We start from the raw sequence: 21,277 nt of genomic DNA on the forward strand, positions 1-21,277 counted from the left end.
GAGGAGCCCAACAATGAAAATCAAATCCGTACAGCCATTCATCCTGCATCTGCCGCTGACCTCGGACTCGATTTCCGACAGCACCCACAGCATCACCCATTGGGGTGTCGTCGGCACCGTGATCGAGACCACCGACGGGCTGAAGGGCTACGGCTTTACCGGCACCCATGCCCATATCGCCTCCGACCGGCTGATCACGTCCTGTATAAGGGATTGCTACGCGCCGCTGCTGATCGGCGAGGATGCCAACGAACATCAGCGCCTGTGGACCAAGCTCGCACGCTATCCCTCCCTGCAATGGGTCGGCCGTGCGGGCATTACCCATCTGGCACTCGCCGCCGTCGACGTCGCGCTCTGGGATCTCAAGGCGAAAAAGGCCGGCGTGCCGCTCTGGAGCCTGCTCGGAGGCGCAAGAACCGATCGTCTCGAGGCGTATAATACCGATATCGGCTGGCTGTCGTTTTCGCTGGAGGACCTGCTGGCCGGGTCGGCGCGCGCCGTGGAGGAAGAAGGCTTCACCCGGATCAAGCTCAAGGTCGGCCATGACGATCCCAATATCGATGTGCGCCGCCTGGAAGCGGTGCGCAAGCGGCTGGGCCCAGATGTCCGGATCGCCATCGATGGCAATGGCAAATGGGATCTCCCGACCTGCCAGCGGTTTTGCGAGCGGGCCCGCGATCTCGATATCTACTGGTTCGAGGAGCCGCTCTGGTACGACGATATTGCCGGACATGCGGCCCTTGCGAGAAGCAGCACGATCCCGATCGCGCTTGGCGAGCAGCTCTATACCGTTGATGCGTTCCGGGCGTTCATATCAGCCGGTGCCGTGTCCTACGTCCAGCCTGACGTCACGCGTCTCGGTGGCGTCACCGAATATATCCAGGTTGCGGATCTGGCACTGGCCCATCGGCTTCCCGTCGTGCCGCATGCGGGCGAGATGAGCCAGGTTCACGTCCATCTCAGCTACTGGCATCCGGCCTCAACGATCCTTGAATACATTCCCTGGATCAAGGACCACTTCGAGGAACCGTCCAATGTCGATGGCGGCATTTATCGAAGGCCACAGCAGCCAGGCGCCAGCACGACGGTGCTGAAAGAAAGCTTCGAGCGATACGGCAAGAGCCTCGGCTGAATGCGAAAGGCCGCCGGCGACGTTCGCCAGCGGCCTTCTCTACAACGTCGACAAACGCCGTCAGATCTCGAAGATATTCTCGAACGATTCCGGAAAGTTCTGCCGCGCCAGCTTTTCGTTGATGACAAGCATCGCCTCATAGGAAAGCGGGTCGAACGTCTTGTCGGCAGGCAGCACTTCGCGCCCGAACAGAAGGCTCAGACGCGCAGCATCGAGATTGCCGCGCTCGAAGGGTTCGGTGCCGAAGTGATGCCACAGCGCATGCAGAAAGGCCCCGTCGATCTTGTGCTCTTTCGTGCCGGGACGTGCCCTGCGCGGCAGAGCCTTGATCGGCGTCACGCCTTTCGGATTGGCCCGGCGGATGGTGAACTGCACCCCCGTGCTTGGCATCCCGCCTGGAAAGCCTCGGTGTTTTGTCATTTCAGGCAGGTTTGCCATGCTCGTATCCTCAAGTCCTATGCGGCTGACCGGCTTTTAGCCGATCTTGTCTTGTGTCTTCGTATCGAAATCCGAAGCGTCGTGGCGCTCGTGCAGCTGCTCGGATGGCTCGCCGGATGTCCGGTTGACCATGCGGCCGCGCTTCACGCCCGGCCGTGCGAAAACCTCCGCCGTCCAGCGCTGCAGGTTCTCATAGCTCTTTACCTCGAGAAAATCACCTGCATCGCCGTAAACCTGGCCGAGCGCCAGCGTGCCGTACCAGGGGAAGATCGCCATGTCCGCAATCGTATACTCGTCGCCCGCCATATAACGGTTGTCGGCAAGATGCCGGTCGAGCACGTCGAGCTGGCGTTTCGTCTCCATCGCATAGCGATCGATCGCGTATTTAATCTTGATCGGCGCATAGGCGTAGAAATGCCCGAATCCACCGCCGAGAAACGGTGCCGAGCCCATTTGCCAGAACAGCCAGTTCATCGTTTCCGTGCGGGTGCGCAGATCGGTCGGCAGGAAGGCGCCGAACTTCTCCGCCAGATAGACGAGGATCGAGGCCGATTCGAACACACGCAGCGGCTTGCCGCCATCCTTCGGCGCATGGTCGCAAAGTGCGGGGATCTTCGAGTTCGGATTGATGTCGACAAAGCCGGATCCGAACTGATCGCCCTTGCCGATATTGATCATCCAGGCGTCGTATTCGGCCTGTGTGTGACCGGCTGCCAGAAGCTCTTCCAGCATGATCGTCACCTTGACGCCGTTTGGCGTGCCCAGCGAATAGAGCTGCAGCGGATGCCTTCCGACCGGCAGTTCCTTGTCCTGCGTCGGGCCGGCGATCGGGCGGTTGATACTGGCGAACTGGCCGCCATTGCCCTTTTCCCAGGTCCAGATCTTCGGCGGCTCGTAGCCGGCAGGAAAATTGTCGGCAGGAGTTTTCTCGGTCATCAGGGCGGTCCTTCCTGAAAAATTGCTCTTAAAATACGAACGATGCCTGCGATATAGGAAAAACGAGAAGAGATTTCCCGTTTTATAGCGCCATCGTATCGCGTTTTTTGGTGCTGGTCAGGATCTCTCTATGCTGCACCATCGTGTTCCGAACGAGCGGCAATGGTTAACCACGTACACGCAACTCCGCGATCGGTTCTTGTTCAGTTAACCGTTGCACCGGCACTGTCCAGCTATTCGAGGACACCCGTGCCTGCTTCAGGCGGAGACGTGTCCCACAACAAACAGGGCGAACGGTTTTTCCAGCGACGAACTCAACGTTGCGGCGAAGCTGGAAAAGGTGGTGGACATGGCAGTCAGAGCGGTCGTATCGATAGAAGAGGGTGTTTCCGCAGACGCCTCGGCGTTTGCCGCGCGGCTGGACGCTGCCCGTTCGCGCCTTGAGGAACGCTTCACCGAAGGCGGACGAGCGCTTCTTTCCATTCTCGACGTTCTCAACCGCTTGGTCGCCTCGCTCGATCAGGCCGAGAGCTCGCTCGACGAAGAAACGGCGAACGCATCCCTGTTCGAGCTCACCCAGACGGTCGCGCGGCTTTCTCAGCTGAGCGAAAACGAGAAAGGCCGACAGGTCCAGTTCACCCTCATTTCCGACGCCCAGGGGCACCTGAAGGGCCATGCCGAGGACATGCAGGAAACCCTGCGCTATCTGCGCACCTTTGCAGTTACTGCAAAGATCACCGGCGCCGGAATTGCCGACTTTGCAGGATTTGCTGAGGAAATCCTGCAAAGGATTCAGGACGGCACCCGTCAGGTCAATGATTTCTCGGACAAGGTCCAGTATCTCGGCCAGGGACTGGGTTCCCTGATCACAAGAGGGAAGAGGATTGTAAGCTCCTACGAGGATACCATCCCGCAGATCGCAGCGGGACTGTCGAACGGTGGTGAGGCGATTGCCTTCAATCGCAGATCGATGATCGAACAGGCTGCAAGCGTCCGGGCAATCGCGCGCGGCATCCAGACCAAGCTCGCCTCGACGCTGTCTGCCATGCAGATCGGCGACACAACCCGCCAGCGGATCGAGCATTGCCAGTCAACGCTCACGCTCCTCGACGATTTTCTGGCCTCACCGGACGCTACGCCGCTGACCGGTCCTCAGCGCGACAACCTGTCCGCTGTCATCCGGAGGCTTGTCTCCCATCAGCTCAGGCAGTCCATCGATCATTTCGAGCGTGACACGGCAAAGATCGTCGCAAGCGTGACGAGTTTCCGTTCAGAGCTCCAGAAGATCGATGCAATCCGGGAAACGATGGCAGAAGGCCAGGGCAGCGACGCCGCCATGCGCCAGCTCGACACCGGCGTCGGCGTTGCGCGCGAAGCGGTTCGCCAGATCGAAGCCGTTGCCGGCGAGGCGACGGAACTCAGCCGGTCGACCGGCCAGACCGTAAGCGAGCTCGTCACCAGCATCGGCGTCGTGCAACTGGTCCGCACCGATATTCACTACATGGCCCTCAATACCAATCTGCGCTGCGGCAGGATCGGAGATCAGGGCAAGGCGATCAACGTGGTTGCCGCCGAACTGCGCAATTACGCGGGCGAACTGGATGGTGCCGCCGACAAGATCCTCGTTCATCTCAGAATGCTGGAAGAATCTGCGCAAAAGCTCAGCGCCTGCGAAGATACGGGCGGCTCGCTCGATCTTCGGCTCGAACAGGCACTCGCCAATATCCGCGTTGTCGGCGATCGCATGGGGACCGAAATGTCGCTGCTTGGCGAACACAGCCGATCCGCCGTCGGCGAAATCGATGCCTCGCTTGCTCGGCTTGATTTCAAGGTTGAGCTTGGTGAGGTTTTGCGGGCCTGCGTGGAAGAGGGCGAAGCCTTCGCAAGCGCCCGGCCACTGGCCGCCATCGAGCCTGCCCTCATCGAACTCGGGGCTCGCATTTCCGCCCTTTACACAATGGGTTTGGAACGTGAACTGCACGCGAAGATCATGGGAACCACACCCCTTGGCGAAGCGTCCCTCGTCTCGGTTGCATGAGTGACGACACGCTGTTTTCAGGCGTCATCGGCATCGACGGCCTCCAAGTCAGACCGATTAAATACCCGCTGGACCTTGACCTTTCGCCGGGCCTTTGTCATGTGACCGCCTTCATTTGACGAAGCGCCCCATCGGGACGAGCCCCGGCGGCGTTATACGAAAGAAACAACATGACCAAGCCCACATCCTCGGCGCCGTCGCAGCGCATGCTTCGTGTTGGCGAACAGGTACGCGCCGCCATCACCCAGGTCCTGCAACGTGGCGAAGTTCGCGACGACCTGCTCGAGAAAACCGTGATTTCCGTTTCGGAAGTGCGCATGTCGACCGATCTGAAGGTCGCGACGGCCTATGTGACGCCCCTTGGCGTCGCTGACCATGACATCGTGATCGCAGCGCTTAACCGGCATGCCAAGTATATCCGCGGCCGAATAGCCGGCCAGCTCCGTCAGATGAAATACATGCCGGAAGTGCGCTTCCGCGACGATACGAGCTTCGACAACTACAAGAAGATCGACGAGCTTCTTCGCTCGCCGGAGGTCCAGCGTGATCTCAACAGCGACGAAACCAAAGACCAGAAATAACAATCAAGAAGTATTGATGTCCAAACCCCGCAAACCAAAGGGCCGGCCGGTTTCCGGCTGGCTTATTCTCGACAAGCCGATCGATTTCGGCTCGACCGAAGCCGTGTCCAAGATCAAGTGGCTGTTCAATGCCCAGAAGTGCGGCCATGCCGGCACGCTGGATCCGCTTGCGTCAGGCATGCTGCCGATCGCGCTTGGCGATGCGACGAAGACAGTGCCCTATGTCATGGATGGGCGGAAGATCTACGAATTCGCCGTCACCTGGGGCGAGGAGCGGTCGACCGACGACCTCGAGGGCGCTGTCACCGCATCGTCCGACAGCCGTCCGAGCGAAGAGCAGATCCGCGCGCTTCTGCCCAACTACACCGGCACGATCAATCAGATCCCGCCGCAGTTTTCTGCGATCAAGATCGCCGGCGAACGGGCCTATGACCTCGCCCGCGACGGCGAGACCGTCGAAATCCCCTCGCGCGAGGTCCAGATCTTTCGCCTGACGCTCCTCGGTGTGACACCGGACAAGGCGCATTTCGAAGTGGAATGCGGCAAGGGCACCTATGTTCGGGCGCTCGCCCGTGACTTCGGCCGCGATCTCGGCTGCTACGGTCATATCTCGGAACTGCGCCGCACCTTCGTTGCGCCCTTTGCCGAAGACCGCATGGTGCCGCTCGCCGAACTCGTGGCCCTGGAAAAGATCGAGGATCGCGACGAACGGCTTGCAGCCCTTGATGCCTTCATGATCAACACGTCTGAAGCGCTTTCCAGCCTGCCGCATCTGCCTGTCACAGACGATCAGGCCCACCGCATCAAGATGGGCAATCCGATTATCCTGCGCGGCCGCGATGCACCGGCTGACGAAGCGGAAGCCTATGCGACCGTGCGCGGCAAGCTGCTCGCCATCGGCGAGATCGGCCAGGGAGAGTTCCGTCCCAAGCGGGTGTTTGGCTGAGCCTCTTCCATTCTCTCCTTGAATGGTCTATAGGCACCGCCAGCAAAAGCAGGCTTTTCCGCCTGTTTTGCGTTTCACGGCCAAGACTGGACGGCATCCCGGCCTTAGGCGACCCATAATCCTCATATTCGAAAGGATAACACGATGTCGATCACTGCAGAGCGCAAGGCCGAACTCATCAAGGAATACGCAACCGTTGAAGGCGACACCGGTTCGCCGGAAGTCCAGGTTGCGATCCTCACCGAGCGGATCAACAATCTGACCGAACACTTCAAGGGCCACAAGAAGGACAACCACTCCCGTCGTGGCCTTCTGACCATGGTTTCCACACGTCGTTCGCTTCTCGACTACGTCAAGAAGAAAGACGAATCCCGTTACAGCAAGTTGATTGCTGCTCTGGGCATTCGCCGCTAAAAATTTCCGGCGGGCGCTCAATCGGGCGCCTGCCGGTTTCTCATTCGGGCCAAGCGTCCGATGCAATGTTTGCGATGCGCTTTATCTCGCGCCGCAAGAATGCCCGCAGACCCGGATGGGCCGGATCTGCAAAAACCAAACCGTTGACCTGTCATGGGGCAGGATTGCCGGATGCTTTCGACCAGGGATCACTCAAAGACCCTGATCAGACGTCGACCACCGAAGTCGCCGACCCGAAGCCTCCCGTTGTCTTGCCCGTGATCTGTCACATCGATTGCGGTCGACTATGCACTGCGCCGGCTACGGCACTGCGCGTGCTCCCGCATTAAAGGACACCATATGTTCAATACCCACTCCGTCGAAATCGAATGGGCAGGCCGCCCGCTGAAGCTTGAAACGGGCAAGATCGCCCGCCAGGCTGACGGCGCGGTTCTCGCCACCTACGGCGAAACCGTCGTTCTCGCCACCGTTGTTTCGGCCAAGTCGGCCAAGCCCGGCCAGGACTTCTTCCCGCTGACCGTAAACTACCAGGAAAAGACCTATGCCGCCGGCAAGATCCCGGGCGGCTATTTCAAGCGCGAAGGTCGCCCGTCGGAAAAGGAAACGCTGGTTTCCCGCCTGATCGACCGTCCGATCCGCCCGCTTTTCCCGGAAGGCTACAAGAACGAGACCCAGGTCGTCGTTACCGTCATCCAGCACGACCTTGAAAACGATCCGGACGTATTGTCGATGGTTGCAGCCTCCGCTGCCCTGACGATCTCTGGCGTTCCTTTCATGGGCCCGGTTGGCGGCGCACGCGTCGGCTACATCAACGGCGAATACGTTCTGAACCCGCATCTCGACGAGATGGACGAGTCGGTTCTCGACCTCGTCGTTGCCGGCACCCAGGACGCCGTCCTGATGGTCGAGTCGGAAGCCAAGGAACTCAACGAAGAGATCATGCTCGGCGCCGTCATGTTCGGCCACAAGGGCTTCCAGCCGGTTATCGACGCGATCATCAAGCTCGCTGAAGTTGCCGCCAAGGAGCCACGCGATTTCCAGCCGGAAGATCATTCCGCGCTCGAAGCCGAAATGCTGCAGCACTTCGAAGCCGAACTGCGCACCGCCTACAAGAACACTCAAAAGGCTGAACGCTACGCTGCCGTCGACGCCGTCAAGGCGAAGGTCAAGGCACACTTCTTCCCGGAAGGCGTAGAGCCGAAGTACCCGGCCGAAGTCATCGGCGCGACCTTCAAGCACCTGCAGGCGAAGATCGTTCGCTGGAACATCCTCGACACCAAGAGCCGCATCGACGGTCGTGATCTCGAGACCGTTCGCAAGATCGTGTCGGAAGTCGGCATCCTGCCGCGCACCCACGGTTCGGCCCTGTTCACACGCGGCGAAACCCAGGCGATCGTTGTTGCGACGCTCGGCACCGGCGAAGACGAACAGTATGTCGATAGCCTGACCGGCATGTACAAGGAACGCTTCCTTCTGCATTACAACTTCCCTCCCTACTCGGTTGGCGAAACCGGCCGCATGGGTTCCCCAGGGCGTCGCGAAATCGGCCACGGCAAGCTCGCATGGCGCGCGATCCGTCCGATGCTGCCAACGGCTGAACAGTTCCCCTACACGCTGCGCGTCGTCTCCGAGATCACCGAGTCGAACGGCTCGTCCTCGATGGCAACCGTCTGCGGCACATCGCTTGCCCTGATGGACGCTGGCGTCCCGCTCGCAAAGCCTGTTGCCGGTATCGCTATGGGCCTGATCCTCGAAGGCGAACGCTTTGCCGTTCTCTCCGACATCCTCGGTGACGAAGATCATCTCGGCGACATGGACTTCAAGGTTGCAGGTACTGTCGACGGCATCACCTCGCTGCAGATGGACATCAAGATCGCCGGCATCACCGAAGAGATCATGAAGGTCGCGCTCGGCCAGGCACAGGGTGGCCGCAAGCACATCCTCGCCGAAATGGCCAACGCCATCACCGAAGGTCGCTCGGAACTCGGCGAATTCGCACCGCGCATCGAAGTGATGAACATCCCAGTCGACAAGATCCGTGAAGTCATCGGTTCGGGCGGCAAGGTCATCCGCGAAATCGTTGAAAAGACCGGCGCCAAGATCAACATCGAAGACGACGGCACGGTCAAGATTGCCTCCGCCTCCGGCAAGGAAATCGAAGCGGCCCGCAAGTGGATCCATTCGATCGTTGCTGAACCGGAAGTCGGCACCATCTACGAAGGTACCGTTGTGAAGACCGCCGACTTCGGCGCCTTCGTCAACTTCTTCGGCGCCCGCGACGGTCTGGTCCATATCAGCCAGCTCGCTTCCGACCGTGTTGCCAAGACCCAGGACGTGGTCAAGGAAGGCCAGAAGGTCTGGGTCAAGCTGATGGGCTTCGACGAGCGCGGCAAGGTTCGCCTGTCGATGAAGGCCGTCGACCAGGCCACCGGCCAGGAAGTCAAGAAGGCTGACGGCGAAGCTGCCGAATAAGCCCTCGACCTATCGAGAGATCGAGGCGCGGAAGGAATAACTTCCGCGCCTTTTTTGTTTTCACCGACGACACGACCGCCCGAGATCCGATCATGACCCGAGAAGCCCTGAAGACCCTTTTCCATCCCTTCGCCACCGACGCGATCCAAACGCCCGGCGAGGGTGAGCGCATACTGTTTCTGGGTGCGGAAGCGGGCAATGCCCTGCCTGACGGGTTTGATGCCGAGATCACGGCCATCCAGCCGTTCCGCCCACTGTTCCGCAGCCTGCGCGACAACGCGTTTCCCGAGCCCGAGGGCGAGGATTACGACGGTGCGCTTGTCCTGTGCGGCAAGCATCGCGGCGAGAACGAAAACCGCATTGCCGAAGCGCTTGCGCGGGTGAAGGTCGGCGGAGTTATCGTCGTTGCCGGCGGCAAGGAAGACGGTATCGCGCCCATTCGAACGATGCTGCTGAAGCTCGGCATCACGCTGGACTACGCGCCGAAGTATCACGGCGTTGCCATCTGGTTCGGCCGGCCGGAGGATGCGTCTGGCGCGATCCAGGCACTGAAAAAAACGGCCGTGACGGTCGATGGTCGCTTCCAGGCCGCTCCCGGCATGTTCTCGCACGACCGCATCGATCCGGGTTCCGAACTTCTGGTAAGCCGCTTCCCGACGGATTTCGATGGCAATGCCGCCGATTTGGGTGCGGGCTGGGGTTATCTTTCGGTGATGCTGGCCGAGCGTTCGCCCCGCGTGAACCGTATCGACCTGTTCGAGGCCGATCACCGGGCGTTGGAATTTGCAAAGCAGAACGTTGCGCACAATTGCCCGGATCTCGAAGCCCGCTTCTTCTGGCAGGATCTGGGAACCGAGCCGCCAAAGGAAAAATACGACCTCGTCATCATGAACCCGCCCTTCCATGAGACGCAGGCTGCGGATCCGGAACTGGGCAAGACGATGATCCGCACGGCGGCAGGCGCGCTCAGAAGCGGCGGCAGGCTGATGCTGGTCGCCAATCGCGGCATGCAATACGAGCCGGTGCTCGAGGAAGCGTTCCGGGAATACGGCGAAACCTGCCGCAACGCCCGCTTCAAGATCCTGTGGGCGAAGAAGTAACGTCACCCCTCAAAATCTAGGATTGCCCGTCCCGACAGCTCGAATGCACACTGAAGTTGCGTTCGAGCTGTCGGGGTTTTTGTATGAAAGGCGTTGTTTCAGCACTTCTGCTCTTGATCGCCACTGAAACGGCGAGCGCCGGAGAGCCGCGCGCCAGTGTTCGCTTGACCTGGGAATGGTTCAACACCGCGGAAACCTATCGCAAATACAAGGTCAAAGGGCCGGATGACCTTCGCATCGCTGCGCATTACTTCCGGCTCGCAGCCAGGAACGGCAACGCTGCGGCAGCATACAAGCTCGGTGAAGCTTATGAGATAGGCTCAGGTGTCCCAATCAATCTTCCGGAAGCGCTTCGCTGGTATCGCCAGTCCGCCGACGCTGGCGACATGCATGCGGAGCTGAAGGTCGGCTGGTTCTATCAGAAGGGCTTGAGCCTGCAGGTTGATCCGTCACGGGCCGTCGATTGGTACGAACGCTCCGCCAAGAAAGGCAACCTGTGGGCATACCACATGCTGGCCTTCATGCTGATGGACGGGGAGGGTGTCGCAAAGGACCTTGCCCTTGCGCAGCGCTATTTCGAAAAGAGCCTGCCTTTCACCCACGATCACTGGGCACAGCTGAAGCTTTCGCAGTTGATCAGAGCGAGCGATCCACGGCGCTCCAAAGAACTGCTCAAGCAGGCAGCGAACGCCGGCAATGCGGACGCGATCCGGGAATTGAACGCATTTTGAGAATGCCCGCCCATGTTAGGATAGCAGGCGCTAAACCCTACGGAGCGTCGGACTTGCGCAGTTTGTCGAGGCTGGGCAGTGAGGTGATGCTGTAGCCGGCGTCGACGTAATGGACTTCGCCGGTCACACCGCGGGAGAGATCCGACAGCAGATAGAGCGCGGAGCCGCCGATATCCTCGATCGTGGCAGTGCGGCGCAGCGGCGCGTTCTGCTGGTTCCAGGCGTAGATCGCCCGTGCATCGGAAATCCCGGCGCCGGCAAGCGTGCGCACGGGGCCGGCAGAGATCGTGTTGACGCGGATATCGCTCGGGCCGAAATCGGCGGCCAGATAGCGCACCGAGGCTTCAAGCGCTGCCTTGGCAACGCCCATCACGTTGTAGTTCGGAATGACGCGCTGTGAACCGTTATAGGTCAGCGTCAGCATAGAGCCGCCATCAGGCATCAGGGCTGCGGCGCGCTTGGCGATTTCCGTGAAGGAAAAGCAGGAGATCACCATCGTACGCGAGAAATTCTCGCGCGTCGTGTCGGCGTAGAGGCCCTTCAGCTCGTTCTTGTCGGAGAAGCCGATGGCATGAACGAGAAAGTCGATCGTGCCCCAGCGTTCGCGCAGCGCTTCAAACGTTGCGTCGACCGACGCGATATCTTCGACGTCGCAGGGAACCACGAAATCTGAGCCGAGTTCGGCGGCAAGCGGTCTGACCCGCTTGCCCAGCGCTTCACCCTGATAGGTGAAAGCCACTTCCGCACCCTGTGCCGCGACCGCTTTGGCAATTCCCCAGGCGATCGAGTGGTTGTTGGCAACGCCCATGATCAGGCCGCGCTTGCCCTGCATGATTCCGGACATCAAATTATCCGTTATGACGCTGGAAGACGAGCGTGGCGTTGGTGCCGCCAAAGCCGAACGAGTTGGAGAGCACAGTGTCGATCTTGGCATTGTCGATCCGCTTGCGAACGATCGGTACGCCGTCAAATTCCGGATCCAGCGTCTGGATGTGCGCGCTTTCACCGATAAAGCGTTCCTGCATCATCAGAAGGCCGTAGATGGATTCCTGCACTCCGGCACCGCCGAGCGAGTGGCCGGTCAGAGACTTGGTCGACTGGATGTGCGGGATCTTGTCCTTGAACACTTCGCGGATGGCGCCAATTTCCTTGGAATCGCCAACCGGTGTCGAGGTGCCGTGGGTGTTGATGTAGTCGACCTCGCCTTCCACGTTGGCAAGCGCCTGACGCATGCAGCGGATGGCGCCTTCGCCAGATGGTGCGACCATGTCGTAGCCATCGGATGTGGCGCCGTAGCCGGTGAGTTCTGCGTAGATCTTGGCGCCGCGCGCCTTGGCATGCTCCAGTTCTTCAAGCACGAGAACGCCCGCGCCACCGGCGATGACGAAACCGTCGCGGTCGGCGTCATAAGCGCGCGAAGCCGTCGCTGGCTGGTCGTTGTACTTGGAGGACATGGCGCCCATCGCGTCGAACAGGTTCGACATGGTCCAGTCGAGGTCTTCGTGGCCGCCGGCGAACATCACGTCCTGCTTGCCCCACTGGATCATCTCCGCGGCATTGCCGATGCAATGCGCAGACGTCGAGCAGGCCGACGAGATCGAGTAGTTGACGCCGTGGATCTTGAACCAGGTCGCAAGCGTCGCAGACGCTGTCGACGACATCGCCTTCGGCACGGCAAACGGACCGATCCGCTTCGGGCTGTTGTTCTTGATCGTCGTCTCGGCCGCTTCGATCAGGGTGCGGGTGGAAGGACCGCCCGAACCCATGATGATGCCGGTGCGCTCGTTCTCGCTGTAATCCTTTTCCTCAAGTCCGGAATCGGCCAGCGCCTGCTTCATCGCCACATGGTTCCACGCTCCACCCTGGGACAGGAAGCGCATGGCGCGGCGATCGACGAGTTCCGTCGTATCGATGTTGGGCTTGCCCCAGACCTGGCACTTGAAGCCGTGCTCGGCGAAATCCGGCGAGAAAGAAATACCGGACTTTGCCTGCCGCAGGGACTCGGTGACTTCGGCTGCGTCGTTACCGATCGAGGACACGATACCGAGCCCAGTGACAACTACCCGTCTCATTTCATCAAACCTTTGTTGTTTTCGACAGCTGCGCTTTTCAAGCAGTTCAGGCGGTCTTTTCCTTGGACAGACCCACGCGGAGGTCCGTCGCCTGATAGATGGTCTCGCCATCGGCCTTCAGCCAGCCGTCGGCGGTGCCCAGCACGAGGCGACCCCTCATGACGCGCTTGAAGTCGATGCCGTATTCCAGAAGCTTGGTGTCCGGGCGGATCATGCCCTTGAACTTCACTTCGCCGGTCGAAAGCGCCATGCCGCGGCCGGGTTCACCCAGCCAGCCCAGGAAGAAGCCGGTCAGCTGCCACATGCCGTCAAGGCCAAGGCAGCCCGGCATAATCGGGTTGCCTTCGAAATGGCAGGGGAAATACCAGTCGTCCGGACGCACGTCGTATTCAGCCCGGATGTAACCCTTGTCGAAGGCGCCGCCGGTTTCCGAGATCTCCGTGATCCGGTGGACCATCAGCATGGGCGGCAACGGCAGCTGCGCATTGCCGGGACCAAACAGATCACCGTGGGCGCAAGCGAGGATTTCTTCGTAGCTGAAGCTGGACTGTCTGGTGGACATGAATTTCCGTTTCCCCCCGTTTGAAGCTTTTGTTTCCCAAGCTTTAGAGCAAGATGGGCCGAAATTGAAGTCTTGCCATGACAACACAGGTGCTGTCTGGGGAAGACTGCAGCTGCGGAAGCATCGCATTCAGGTCCGCATATAGGAAGCGGAGAGCGCAAACCAGTGGTAAAACACCGAAAATTAGCGTTTTTGCCGACCGCTGAAGGACGTGCTAAGGGACACTATTGAAAGAATTCATCTTAAAAGTTATATCGGAAATCAGATTAGATCCCGTGTGACGAAACGGTTGGAGCCGAAGCACATATGGCGGATGCCATGCCGAACATCGAGATTAGATTGCGCCATTGCGGCCTTCGACCGACGAGGCAGCGCGTCGCGTTGGCGGATCTGTTGTTTGCAAAGGGTGATCGGCATCTGACGGTCGAGGAACTGCACGCGGAAGCCACGGAAGCCGGCGTGCCGGTCTCGCTCGCAACCGTCTATAATACCCTCCACCAGTTTACCGAGGCAGGCCTCATCCGCGTTCTCGCCGTTGAGAGCGCACGCACCTATTTCGACACCAATATTTCCGATCACCATCACTTCTTTGTCGAAGGGCGCAACGAGGTGCTGGATATCCCGATCAGCAATCTGGAAATCGGCAATCTCCCGGATGCGCCCGAGGGCATGGAAATCGCCCATGTCGACGTCATCATCCGGCTGCGCGAAAAGCGCGGCTAATCCTTGGCCTTGCCCTTGATCGCCTCGTCTGCTGGTCGCCCCGGACGTGACTTGTAGCGTGGCAGCGTCCAGCCGTAATGGATCGCGCCGCCCCGCAAGGCGAAGGCGACACATACCCCGAAGCCTGAACTGACATACTGCGGAAAACCGAGCGCTTGTGCCGCCGTGAACGCACCCGCGCCGGCAATCGCGGCCGTGATATAGATTTCCGAGCGCAGCAGCACGGAAGGCTCGTTTGCGAGAAGATCGCGCAAGATCCCGCCGAATGCCGCCGTCAGCGCGCCGGTGATGATCGCGATCGTGGGTGATCCGGTCGCGGCCAGGCCCTTGGCCGCACCCAGCACGGTGTAGGCGGCAAGGCCCACCGCATCGAGCCAGATCAGCAGGCGATAGCGCCATTCGACCCGGTGTGCCGTCAGGTAGACGAGAACGCCGGTTACGACGCAGATCAGGATATAGGTCGGGTCGAGAACCCAGAAGACCGGGGTACGGCCAAGAATGATGTCACGCACCGTGCCGCCGCCGAGCCCGGTCACGGCTGCGAAGAACAGAAACCCAATGAGATCGAGCTCCTTTCTTGATGCCGCAAGCGCACCGGTTGCGGCAAACACCGCGATGCCGGCATAATCGAGGATCATCAGCAGGGACATTCCATTCTCCAGCGTCGCGCAAGTGCATTGCTCTAGATGATCACGCTAACAACGGCAACGGCATCTCCGGTCAGGTCCGATGATGTCATGAACAGATGATTTGAGAATATGGGTAGGTGCGGTGAATAAGGTCTTGATACTTCTGGTCGCTCTCGTCCTGCTGCCGACGTTCGCGTCAGCCCAGCAGAAACTGTTCAGCGATCCGGAAGTCACGGAAAAGAGCCATTTCCAGAAAACCTGCGGAAAAGTCGAGTTCGGTCCGGGCTTCGTCAAACGTTTCGACATCAACAATGATGGCATAACGGACGTCGTCACCGATCACAGCGACCTGACGTGCGACGGCGTTCGCGGCCCCAAATGCAATGCAGATGGCTGCCCGCAGAACTTCTACGTCCAGGCGAAGGAGGGCGGCTATATCATGATCGCCACCGCCCAGATCTACGGCTACGATTTCGTCCAGTATTTCGGCAACATGGTGTTCATGCTGCAGATGCATCCGCGGTTCTGCGAGCGCACCGATGCCGCGCCCTGCGTCATGCGGGTCCGCGTCCGCGGCGGCCGTTTCGTGACGATCTCGAAACAGTAATCGCGGCCCCTTCAGGGATCAGGGCGCCTTGATGCTGTCGATACGGCCCGCGAACCTATAGCCGAGAACGGCCATCCACTCCCGCGCGGCCGTCGCCGTCAGCTGCGCATTGAGCGCCGGCTGGGTGAAATCCAGCTTGGCGGATACGATGCCGCTGGTGCGAAAGTCGGTGGGCCAAGGCCGGACCGCTATTCCCGCCTTCTGAAACAGGGCGACGGAACGGGGCATGTGGAAGGCCGAGGTGATCAGCGCGCAATCGCTGAAGCCACGCTGCTTCAGAATTTCAGCTGTATTGAGCGTATTCTCGTAGGTGGTGCGCGATGTGTTTTCCTTCACCACCCGGTCCGCTGCTATGCCGAAGGCCGTGAAAAACCGTTCGGACGCCTGCGCTTCGCCTTCATAGACGCCACTGAACGATCCGTCGCCGCCGGAAATCAGGATGCGCGACTGCGGAAATTGCAGCGCCAGCCGACCCGCTTCGATAAAGCGGTCCGCCGCCTGGTTGAATTCGATGCCACCCCGCGCCGCCGTCACCTCGCTCTCGAAGGCGCCGCCGAGAATGATCGTGCAGGAAAGGTCGGCGGGATCGGTTGCCGGCTTCGGGTAGCGGGCCTCCAGAGACTGCAGCGCCAAAGCGCCCGCCGTCGTATAGAGCGTCACGAACAGGGTGAGCGCGCAAAGAAGTGCCGACATGCCGGAAAGCTTCCGCAGGCCGAAAAGTCCGAAGAGAGCGGCAAGGGCCGAAAGCAGGAAGGCGATGGAGAGCGGCTGTGCGAGCAGCCAGATCAGCTTGGAAATGAAAAACATGGACCGTCGTCTGTTTGAGTCCCGGCCAGTCTATCCTGTCGCGGGCCGATGGTGAACGCGGCAACGGTCACTCTGTCTTGAGATAGTCTTCAACGCCGCGCGCCGCAGCAAGGCCCGTGGCAAAGCAGGCGGTCAGAAGATAGCCGCCGGTCGGCGCCTCCCAGTCGAGCATCTCGCCGGCTGCGAACAGACCGGGAAGCCGCTTGAGCATATAGCCGCTATCGAGCTCGTCCCAGGCAATGCCACCGGACGAGGAGATCGCTTCCGCAATCGGGCGGGGGCGAAGCAGCGGGATCGGCAGGGACTTGATCGCCCGTGCCAGATCCTCCGGCGGCATCCGGTTCACATCCGGTATCAGTTCGCGCAGCAGGGCAGCCTTGACGCCGTCGAGGCCTGCACCCTTGCGCAACCGGTTGGAAAAGCTCGCTTTCGCATCCTGCCGCGAGAGGTCGCGCACGAGACGATCAAAGCTGCGGCCCGGCACGAGGTCGACATCAAGAGCCGCCTTTCCATCCCTGTTGATCAGTTCACGCAGGACTGCCGAATGCGCATAGACAAGGCTGCCTTCGATCCCGTGTTTCGAAATCACGAACTCGCCCTGATAGGTGCCCGCATCCGATCGCGTCGAGACGGATTTGAGCGGTGCCCCGGCAAAACGCTCGACGAACACGTCGCTCCACGCAACGTCGAAGCCGCAATTGGCCGCCTGGAACTCCGTTACCGCAATCCCCTCGGCCTTCAGCCACGGCACCCAGGCCGCATCCGAACCCAGCCGTGGCCAGCTTGCGCCACCAACCGCCAGAATGACCGCATCCGGGCGGATGAGAAGGTCGCCATCAACAGTTTCAAATCGGTAACCGCCGCCTTCGAACCCCGTCCAGCGATGGCGGGTCTTCAGCACCACGCCCTGGTTGCCCAGCCGGGCAAGCCACCCCCGCAGCAGTGGCGATGCTTTCATGGCAACCGGAAAAACCCGGCCCGATGTCCCCACGAATGTTTCCGTCCCGAGCTCCTGTGCCCAGGCGCGAACATCCGATGGCGTGAACGCATCAAGCGCCGGTTGCATCCGCGAGGAAGGCGAGCCGAAACGTCCGGCAAACCGATCAAAATCCTCCGCATGGGTGATATTGAGCCCGGACTTTCCAGCCAGCAGAAATTTCCGCCCAAAGGTCGGCATCGCCTCGTAAACGGTCACCGAAAATCCGGCAGCGGAAAGATGCTCCGCCGCCATCAGTCCCGCCGGCCCACCGCCTATGATCGCAACCTGTCTGGTCATGATCTCCGGTTACGGCAGATCACGCCGTTTTGCCATAGCCCCCAGCCGTCGGCGTGGTCACGGTCACCGCTTCGCCCGCCTCAATCACCGTCTGGGCGCAGCCCTGAAGTGTCTCGATCGAGCCGTCGAGCCTGCGCACGGTGGTCATCCCGAGTTCGCCCTCTCCGCCGCCGTCAAGGCCGTGCGGGTGGAGCGTCCGATGCGAGGAGAGGATGGCGCAGTCCATCGTTTCGAGAAACCGGATCGTCCGCTTCGTGCCGTCGCCTGCCGCAAACTGCCCCTGCCCGCCGGAATTGTCGCGGATGTGGAAATCTTCGAGCAGCACCGGATAGCGCGTCTCCAGGATTTCCGGATCGGTGAGACGCGAGTTGGTCATGTGCACATGGACAGCGTCGGTGCCGGCAAAGCCGCTACCGTCGTTGAACCGGCCGGCCGGCGAACCGGAGCACAGCGTCTCGTAATACTGGTAGGTGGCGTTGCCGAAGGTCAGGTTGTTCATCGTGCCCTGGCTTGCTGCGATCGCACCCAGCGCGCCGAACAGAGCATTCGTCACGTGCTGCGACGTCTCGACATTTCCGGCAACGACCGCTGCCGGATATTGCGGCTTGAGCATCGAACCATCAGGCACGATGATGCGGATCGGCTTCAGGCACCCGGCATTCATCGGGATCGAGCTCTCCACCATCACGCGGAACACGTAAAGAACGGCCGCGCGCGTCACCGGTTCGGGCGCATTGAAATTGTTCTTTTTCTGCTCGCTGGTGCCGGTAAAATCGACCGTCGCCTCGCGCTTTTGCCTGTCGATGGTGATCTTGACCTTGATCGTGCTGCCCTGGTCTGTCGCGTAGGAAAACTCCGCGTCACCAAGTTTTTCCAGCACGCGGCGAACGCTTTCCTCCGCATTGTCCTGCACGTGGCCCATATAGGCCTGCACGACATCTAGCCCGAACTGCGCGATCATCCGGCGCATTTCGTAGACGCCCTTTTCATTGGCCGCGATCTGCGCCCTCAAGTCCGCGACGTTCTGTGCAACGTTGCGGGCAGGGTAGGGATGGTCGGACAGGAGGTTGGTGATGCCCGCCTCGTCAAACCGGCCGCGATCGACCAGAAGCACGTTGTCGAACAGGACGCCTTCTTCGTCGACGGTCGTCGCCAGCGGTGTCATCGAGCCCGGCGCTGTGCCGCCGACATCGGCATGGTGACCGCGCGAGGCGACGTAGAACAGGATCTTCTCACCCGCGTCATCGAACACCGGTGTCACCACGGTAATATCGGGCAGATGCGTTCCGCCATTGTAGGGCGCGTTCAACGCAAACACGTCACCGGGACAGATCTTGCCTTGGTTCTGCGCAATAATGCTTTCAACGGAGCGGTCCATCGATCCGAGATGAACCGGCATATGCGGTGCATTGGCGACCAGAGCGCCGTTCTCGTCGAACACGGCGCAGGAGAAATCCAGTCGTTCCTTGATGTTGACGGAGGACGCCGTGTTCTGCAGCGTCACGCCCATCTGCTCGGCGATCGACATGAACAGGTTGTTGAAGACCTCGAGCAGAACGGGATCGGCCTGGGTGCCGACAGCCTTGGCACGCGAGAGCTCCACGATACGCTTCAGGACGACGTGGTTGAGCCGGGTCACTTCGAAAGCCCAGCCGTCCTCGATCACGATGGTCTGGTGCGGCTCGACGATCAGGCAGGGACCGTTGGCACGCGCGCCGGGCCCGATGTCGGCGCGGCGATAGACAGGTGCATCGCGCCACGCGCCGGTGGAAAAGAACCGCGTGTTCTCCGCAGCCGTTGGGGCCGCGTCGTCCAGCGCAAACTCGGGTTCCGATGCATCGGCACCGCCACCGATCGCCTCCACCTCGTAGGCCTCGAAGATGATCTCGCGGTTTTCGAAGATAAAGCCGAACTGCTTCCGGTGGACAGTCTCGAACGCTGCCGTCATCTCGGCGGCATCTGTCACCGCGACCGAGAGGGTCGTATCCGTGCCCTGATAGCGAAGATGGGCGCGGTGCAGAACCTCGGTCTGCGCTTGAGCCACGCCTTGCGAACCCATTTCCTCGAGCACGCTGGCGGAAAGTTCGTCGCGAACCGGGTCAAGCGACGCCAGTGCTTTGGTAAGCGGCCGCGACACCGTACGCTGGCGGGTGGCGCGAATATCAGCGAGACCCATCCCGTAGGCGGACAGGATGCCGGAAAACGGATGGATCAGGACCGTCGAGATACCGAGCGCGTCCGCTGTCAGGCAGGCATGCTGACCGCCGGCGCCACCGAAACAGGTCAGCGCGTAATACGTGACATCGTAGCCGCGCTGGACACTGATTTTTTTGACGGCATTGGCCATGTTCTCGACCGCGATGGCAAGGAAGCCATCCGCCACCTGTTCCGGCGTGCGGCCATCGCCGACCACCGTCGCCATCTCCTCGAAGGCTTTCCGCACGGCACCGGCATCCAGTGGCTCGTCGCGGTTTGGCCCGAAAATCCTAGGGAAGAGTTCTGGTGAAAGCTTGCCCAGCATCACGTTCGCATCGGTGACGGTAAGCGGTCCGCCGCGGCGATAGGCCTTCGGGCCGGGATTGGCGCCGGCGGAATCCGGGCCGACGCGGAACCGACCGTTTTCGAAATGCAGGATAGAGCCCCCGCCGGCCGCGACCGTGTGGATCGACATCATCGGCGCGCGCATCCGCACGCCAGCGACTTCGGTCTCGAACGAACGTTCAAGCTCTCCGTCATAGTGCGAAACATCGGTGGACGTGCCGCCCATGTCGAAGCCGACCATTCTGTCGAACCCGGCAAGTCGCGAGGTTTCGACCGCGCCAACGACGCCGCCGGCCGGGCCTGACAGGATTGCGTCCTTGCCCTGAAACAGTCGTGCCGCGGTAAGGCCCCCAGACGACTGCATGAACATCAGCTGCGGTCCCTCAGAACCGGCAGTCTCCGCATCCGTGCCAAGCTCGCTCGCCACCTGATCGACGTAACGGCGCAGGATCGGTGAGAGATAGGCGTCGACGACGGTCGTGTCGCCGCGGCCGACCAGCTTGATCAGTGGCGAAACCTCATGGCTGACCGAGACCTGAGCAAAGCCGATCTCGCGGGCGATCGTTGCAACGAGCTGTTCATGAGCCGGATAACGATAGGCATGCATAAAGACGATAGCGATCGCACGGTAGCCCGCATCGAACTGCGCCTGAAGGTCCGCGCGCACCGTCGCCTCGTCCGGCTCCGCCTCGACTTCTCCGTCGGCACGCACGCGTTCTTCGACTTCCACGACCGCCGTGTAGAGCAGTTCGGGCTTCACGATCTTCTTGGCAAAGATGTCGGTTCGGGCCTGATAACCGATCGCCAGCGCATCTTTGAAGCCGCGTGTGGTGACGAGAAGCGTCCGCTCGCCCTTGCGCTCCAGCAGCGCATTGGTGGCGACGGTCGTTCCCATTTTAACAGCGCCGACCAGTTCGGCCGGAATAGGTTGCCCAGCTTCGACCTGCAGCAACTCGCGAATGCCCTGCACGGCAGCATCGCGATAGGCTTCGGGATTTTCCGAAAGGACCTTGTGGGCCACAAGTGTCCCATCCGGCTTGCGCCCAACGATATCGGTAAATGTGCCGCCGCGGTCGATCCAGAAATCCCACTTGTCCTGCGCCATGCAATGCCCCCGTAACGATCGATTTGAGGCCACGAGAACATTTCGTCGATAAAACGTCAATGATCGATTGACAGGAAAATGCCCAGTACGGCATCATGCCTTTATAACAGGCAAAGTGGCCAGAAGAGCCGCGCCGCAAAGGCAACCGAGGGGAAGCCATATGAGCG

General features: G+C 60.6%; 19 protein-coding genes. 10 read left to right on the top strand and 9 right to left on the bottom strand.

Annotation, left to right across the window (positions count from 1 at the left end):
• Window positions 1-13: 13 nt before the first annotated feature.
• Window positions 14-1,132, top strand: a complete 1,119-nt coding sequence (locus ASF70_RS06435; protein WP_062578483.1) for a mandelate racemase/muconate lactonizing enzyme family protein — start codon at window positions 14-16, stop codon at window positions 1,130-1,132.
• 60 nt (window positions 1,133-1,192) lie between these two features.
• Here ASF70_RS06435 and ASF70_RS06440 read toward each other — a convergent pair whose 3' ends face one another.
• Window positions 1,193-1,570: a hypothetical protein gene (locus ASF70_RS06440; protein ID WP_062454259.1), complete on the bottom strand. Its 378-nt coding sequence runs from the start codon at window positions 1,568-1,570 to the stop codon at window positions 1,193-1,195.
• Between the two features lie 36 nt (window positions 1,571-1,606).
• On the bottom strand, window positions 1,607-2,506 hold the full coding sequence (gene yghU / locus ASF70_RS06445; RefSeq protein ID WP_062578485.1) for a glutathione-dependent disulfide-bond oxidoreductase: 900 nt from the start codon (window positions 2,504-2,506) through the stop codon (window positions 1,607-1,609).
• Between the two features lie 349 nt (window positions 2,507-2,855).
• Between yghU and ASF70_RS06450 the strand changes: the two genes are divergently transcribed.
• From ASF70_RS06450 to ASF70_RS06480, 7 genes are all read left to right on the top strand, one after another.
• Window positions 2,856-4,544, top strand: coding sequence for a hypothetical protein (locus tag ASF70_RS06450; protein WP_062578486.1), 1,689 nt, complete (start codon window positions 2,856-2,858; stop codon window positions 4,542-4,544).
• 170 nt (window positions 4,545-4,714) lie between these two features.
• Entirely contained in the window at window positions 4,715-5,125 is a 411-nt protein-coding gene (gene rbfA, locus ASF70_RS06455; RefSeq protein WP_062454256.1) for a 30S ribosome-binding factor RbfA, read from the top strand.
• A 16-nt stretch (window positions 5,126-5,141) separates the two neighbouring features.
• Window positions 5,142-6,071 (top strand): tRNA pseudouridine(55) synthase TruB, encoded by a 930-nt coding sequence (truB, locus tag ASF70_RS06460; RefSeq protein ID WP_062578488.1) that lies wholly within the window; start codon window positions 5,142-5,144, stop codon window positions 6,069-6,071.
• 144 nt (window positions 6,072-6,215) lie between these two features.
• A complete protein-coding gene (rpsO, locus tag ASF70_RS06465; RefSeq protein WP_062454254.1) occupies window positions 6,216-6,485 on the top strand; it encodes a 30S ribosomal protein S15 in 270 nt (89 codons plus the stop codon).
• A gap of 339 nt (window positions 6,486-6,824) precedes the next feature.
• On the top strand, window positions 6,825-8,957 hold the full coding sequence (gene pnp, locus ASF70_RS06470; protein ID WP_062454253.1) for a polyribonucleotide nucleotidyltransferase: 2,133 nt from the start codon (window positions 6,825-6,827) through the stop codon (window positions 8,955-8,957).
• A 92-nt stretch (window positions 8,958-9,049) separates the two neighbouring features.
• Window positions 9,050-10,057 (top strand): class I SAM-dependent methyltransferase, encoded by a 1,008-nt coding sequence (locus ASF70_RS06475; protein WP_062578490.1) that lies wholly within the window; start codon window positions 9,050-9,052, stop codon window positions 10,055-10,057.
• Window positions 10,058-10,140: 83 nt separating this feature from the next.
• Entirely contained in the window at window positions 10,141-10,788 is a 648-nt protein-coding gene (locus ASF70_RS06480; RefSeq protein ID WP_062578492.1) for a tetratricopeptide repeat protein, read from the top strand.
• Between the two features lie 37 nt (window positions 10,789-10,825).
• On the opposite strand, the gene fabI is transcribed toward ASF70_RS06480, so the two are convergent.
• The 3 genes from fabI to fabA are packed head-to-tail and all read right to left on the bottom strand — an operon-like array spanning window position 10,826 to window position 13,422.
• Window positions 10,826-11,632: an enoyl-ACP reductase FabI gene (gene fabI / locus ASF70_RS06485; protein ID WP_062578494.1), complete on the bottom strand. Its 807-nt coding sequence runs from the start codon at window positions 11,630-11,632 to the stop codon at window positions 10,826-10,828.
• A gap of 4 nt (window positions 11,633-11,636) precedes the next feature.
• Window positions 11,637-12,860 (bottom strand): beta-ketoacyl-ACP synthase I, encoded by a 1,224-nt coding sequence (fabB, locus tag ASF70_RS06490; RefSeq protein WP_062454249.1) that lies wholly within the window; start codon window positions 12,858-12,860, stop codon window positions 11,637-11,639.
• Window positions 12,861-12,906: 46 nt separating this feature from the next.
• A complete protein-coding gene (gene fabA, locus ASF70_RS06495; protein ID WP_062578496.1) occupies window positions 12,907-13,422 on the bottom strand; it encodes a 3-hydroxyacyl-[acyl-carrier-protein] dehydratase FabA in 516 nt (171 codons plus the stop codon).
• Window positions 13,423-13,728: 306 nt separating this feature from the next.
• Here fabA and irrA point away from each other — a divergent pair, with 306 nt between their 5' ends.
• Window positions 13,729-14,145, top strand: coding sequence for an iron response transcriptional regulator IrrA (gene irrA, locus ASF70_RS06500; protein WP_062454247.1), 417 nt, complete (start codon window positions 13,729-13,731; stop codon window positions 14,143-14,145).
• Here the strand turns inward: irrA and ASF70_RS06505 are convergent.
• A complete protein-coding gene (locus ASF70_RS06505; protein ID WP_062578498.1) occupies window positions 14,142-14,795 on the bottom strand; it encodes a trimeric intracellular cation channel family protein in 654 nt (217 codons plus the stop codon). The two genes, irrA and ASF70_RS06505, sit on opposite strands and share 4 nt — an antisense overlap.
• A gap of 121 nt (window positions 14,796-14,916) precedes the next feature.
• Between ASF70_RS06505 and ASF70_RS06510 the strand changes: the two genes are divergently transcribed.
• Complete coding sequence (locus ASF70_RS06510; protein ID WP_092664052.1) at window positions 14,917-15,381, top strand: hypothetical protein; 465 nt, start codon at window positions 14,917-14,919, stop codon at window positions 15,379-15,381.
• An 18-nt stretch (window positions 15,382-15,399) separates the two neighbouring features.
• On the opposite strand, the gene ASF70_RS06515 is transcribed toward ASF70_RS06510, so the two are convergent.
• The 3 genes from ASF70_RS06515 to ASF70_RS06525 form a co-directional block, all read right to left on the bottom strand.
• Entirely contained in the window at window positions 15,400-16,188 is a 789-nt protein-coding gene (locus ASF70_RS06515; protein ID WP_062578500.1) for a YdcF family protein, read from the bottom strand.
• 67 nt (window positions 16,189-16,255) lie between these two features.
• Window positions 16,256-17,467 (bottom strand): TIGR03862 family flavoprotein, encoded by a 1,212-nt coding sequence (locus ASF70_RS06520; protein WP_162237980.1) that lies wholly within the window; start codon window positions 17,465-17,467, stop codon window positions 16,256-16,258.
• 16 nt (window positions 17,468-17,483) lie between these two features.
• Complete coding sequence (locus tag ASF70_RS06525; protein ID WP_062578503.1) at window positions 17,484-21,110, bottom strand: hydantoinase B/oxoprolinase family protein; 3,627 nt, start codon at window positions 21,108-21,110, stop codon at window positions 17,484-17,486.
• Between the last annotated feature and the right edge of the window lie 167 nt (window positions 21,111-21,277).

Origin of the sequence: Rhizobium sp. Leaf321, from assembly GCF_001423215.1 — a bacterium.
Taxonomy (GTDB): domain Bacteria; phylum Pseudomonadota; class Alphaproteobacteria; order Rhizobiales; family Rhizobiaceae; genus Neorhizobium; species Neorhizobium soli.

What these genes read in the sequence shown, in the direction of transcription:
- ASF70_RS06435 (WP_062578483.1), top strand. Translation starts at nt 14, where the DNA reads ATGAAAATCAAATCCGTACAGCCATTCATCCTGCATCTGCCGCTGACC.
- ASF70_RS06440 (WP_062454259.1), bottom strand. Translation starts at nt 1,570, where the DNA reads ATGGCAAACCTGCCTGAAATGACAAAACACCGAGGCTTTCCAGGCGGG.
- yghU (WP_062578485.1), bottom strand. Translation starts at nt 2,506, where the DNA reads ATGACCGAGAAAACTCCTGCCGACAATTTTCCTGCCGGCTACGAGCCG.
- ASF70_RS06450 (WP_062578486.1), top strand. Translation starts at nt 2,856, where the DNA reads ATGGCAGTCAGAGCGGTCGTATCGATAGAAGAGGGTGTTTCCGCAGAC.
- rbfA (WP_062454256.1), top strand. Translation starts at nt 4,715, where the DNA reads ATGACCAAGCCCACATCCTCGGCGCCGTCGCAGCGCATGCTTCGTGTT.
- truB (WP_062578488.1), top strand. Translation starts at nt 5,142, where the DNA reads ATGTCCAAACCCCGCAAACCAAAGGGCCGGCCGGTTTCCGGCTGGCTT.
- rpsO (WP_062454254.1), top strand. Translation starts at nt 6,216, where the DNA reads ATGTCGATCACTGCAGAGCGCAAGGCCGAACTCATCAAGGAATACGCA.
- pnp (WP_062454253.1), top strand. Translation starts at nt 6,825, where the DNA reads ATGTTCAATACCCACTCCGTCGAAATCGAATGGGCAGGCCGCCCGCTG.
- ASF70_RS06475 (WP_062578490.1), top strand. Translation starts at nt 9,050, where the DNA reads ATGACCCGAGAAGCCCTGAAGACCCTTTTCCATCCCTTCGCCACCGAC.
- ASF70_RS06480 (WP_062578492.1), top strand. Translation starts at nt 10,141, where the DNA reads ATGAAAGGCGTTGTTTCAGCACTTCTGCTCTTGATCGCCACTGAAACG.
- fabI (WP_062578494.1), bottom strand. Translation starts at nt 11,632, where the DNA reads ATGTCCGGAATCATGCAGGGCAAGCGCGGCCTGATCATGGGCGTTGCC.
- fabB (WP_062454249.1), bottom strand. Translation starts at nt 12,860, where the DNA reads ATGAGACGGGTAGTTGTCACTGGGCTCGGTATCGTGTCCTCGATCGGT.
- fabA (WP_062578496.1), bottom strand. Translation starts at nt 13,422, where the DNA reads ATGTCCACCAGACAGTCCAGCTTCAGCTACGAAGAAATCCTCGCTTGC.
- irrA (WP_062454247.1), top strand. Translation starts at nt 13,729, where the DNA reads ATGGCGGATGCCATGCCGAACATCGAGATTAGATTGCGCCATTGCGGC.
- ASF70_RS06505 (WP_062578498.1), bottom strand. Translation starts at nt 14,795, where the DNA reads ATGTCCCTGCTGATGATCCTCGATTATGCCGGCATCGCGGTGTTTGCC.
- ASF70_RS06515 (WP_062578500.1), bottom strand. Translation starts at nt 16,188, where the DNA reads ATGTTTTTCATTTCCAAGCTGATCTGGCTGCTCGCACAGCCGCTCTCC.
- ASF70_RS06525 (WP_062578503.1), bottom strand. Translation starts at nt 21,110, where the DNA reads ATGGCGCAGGACAAGTGGGATTTCTGGATCGACCGCGGCGGCACATTT.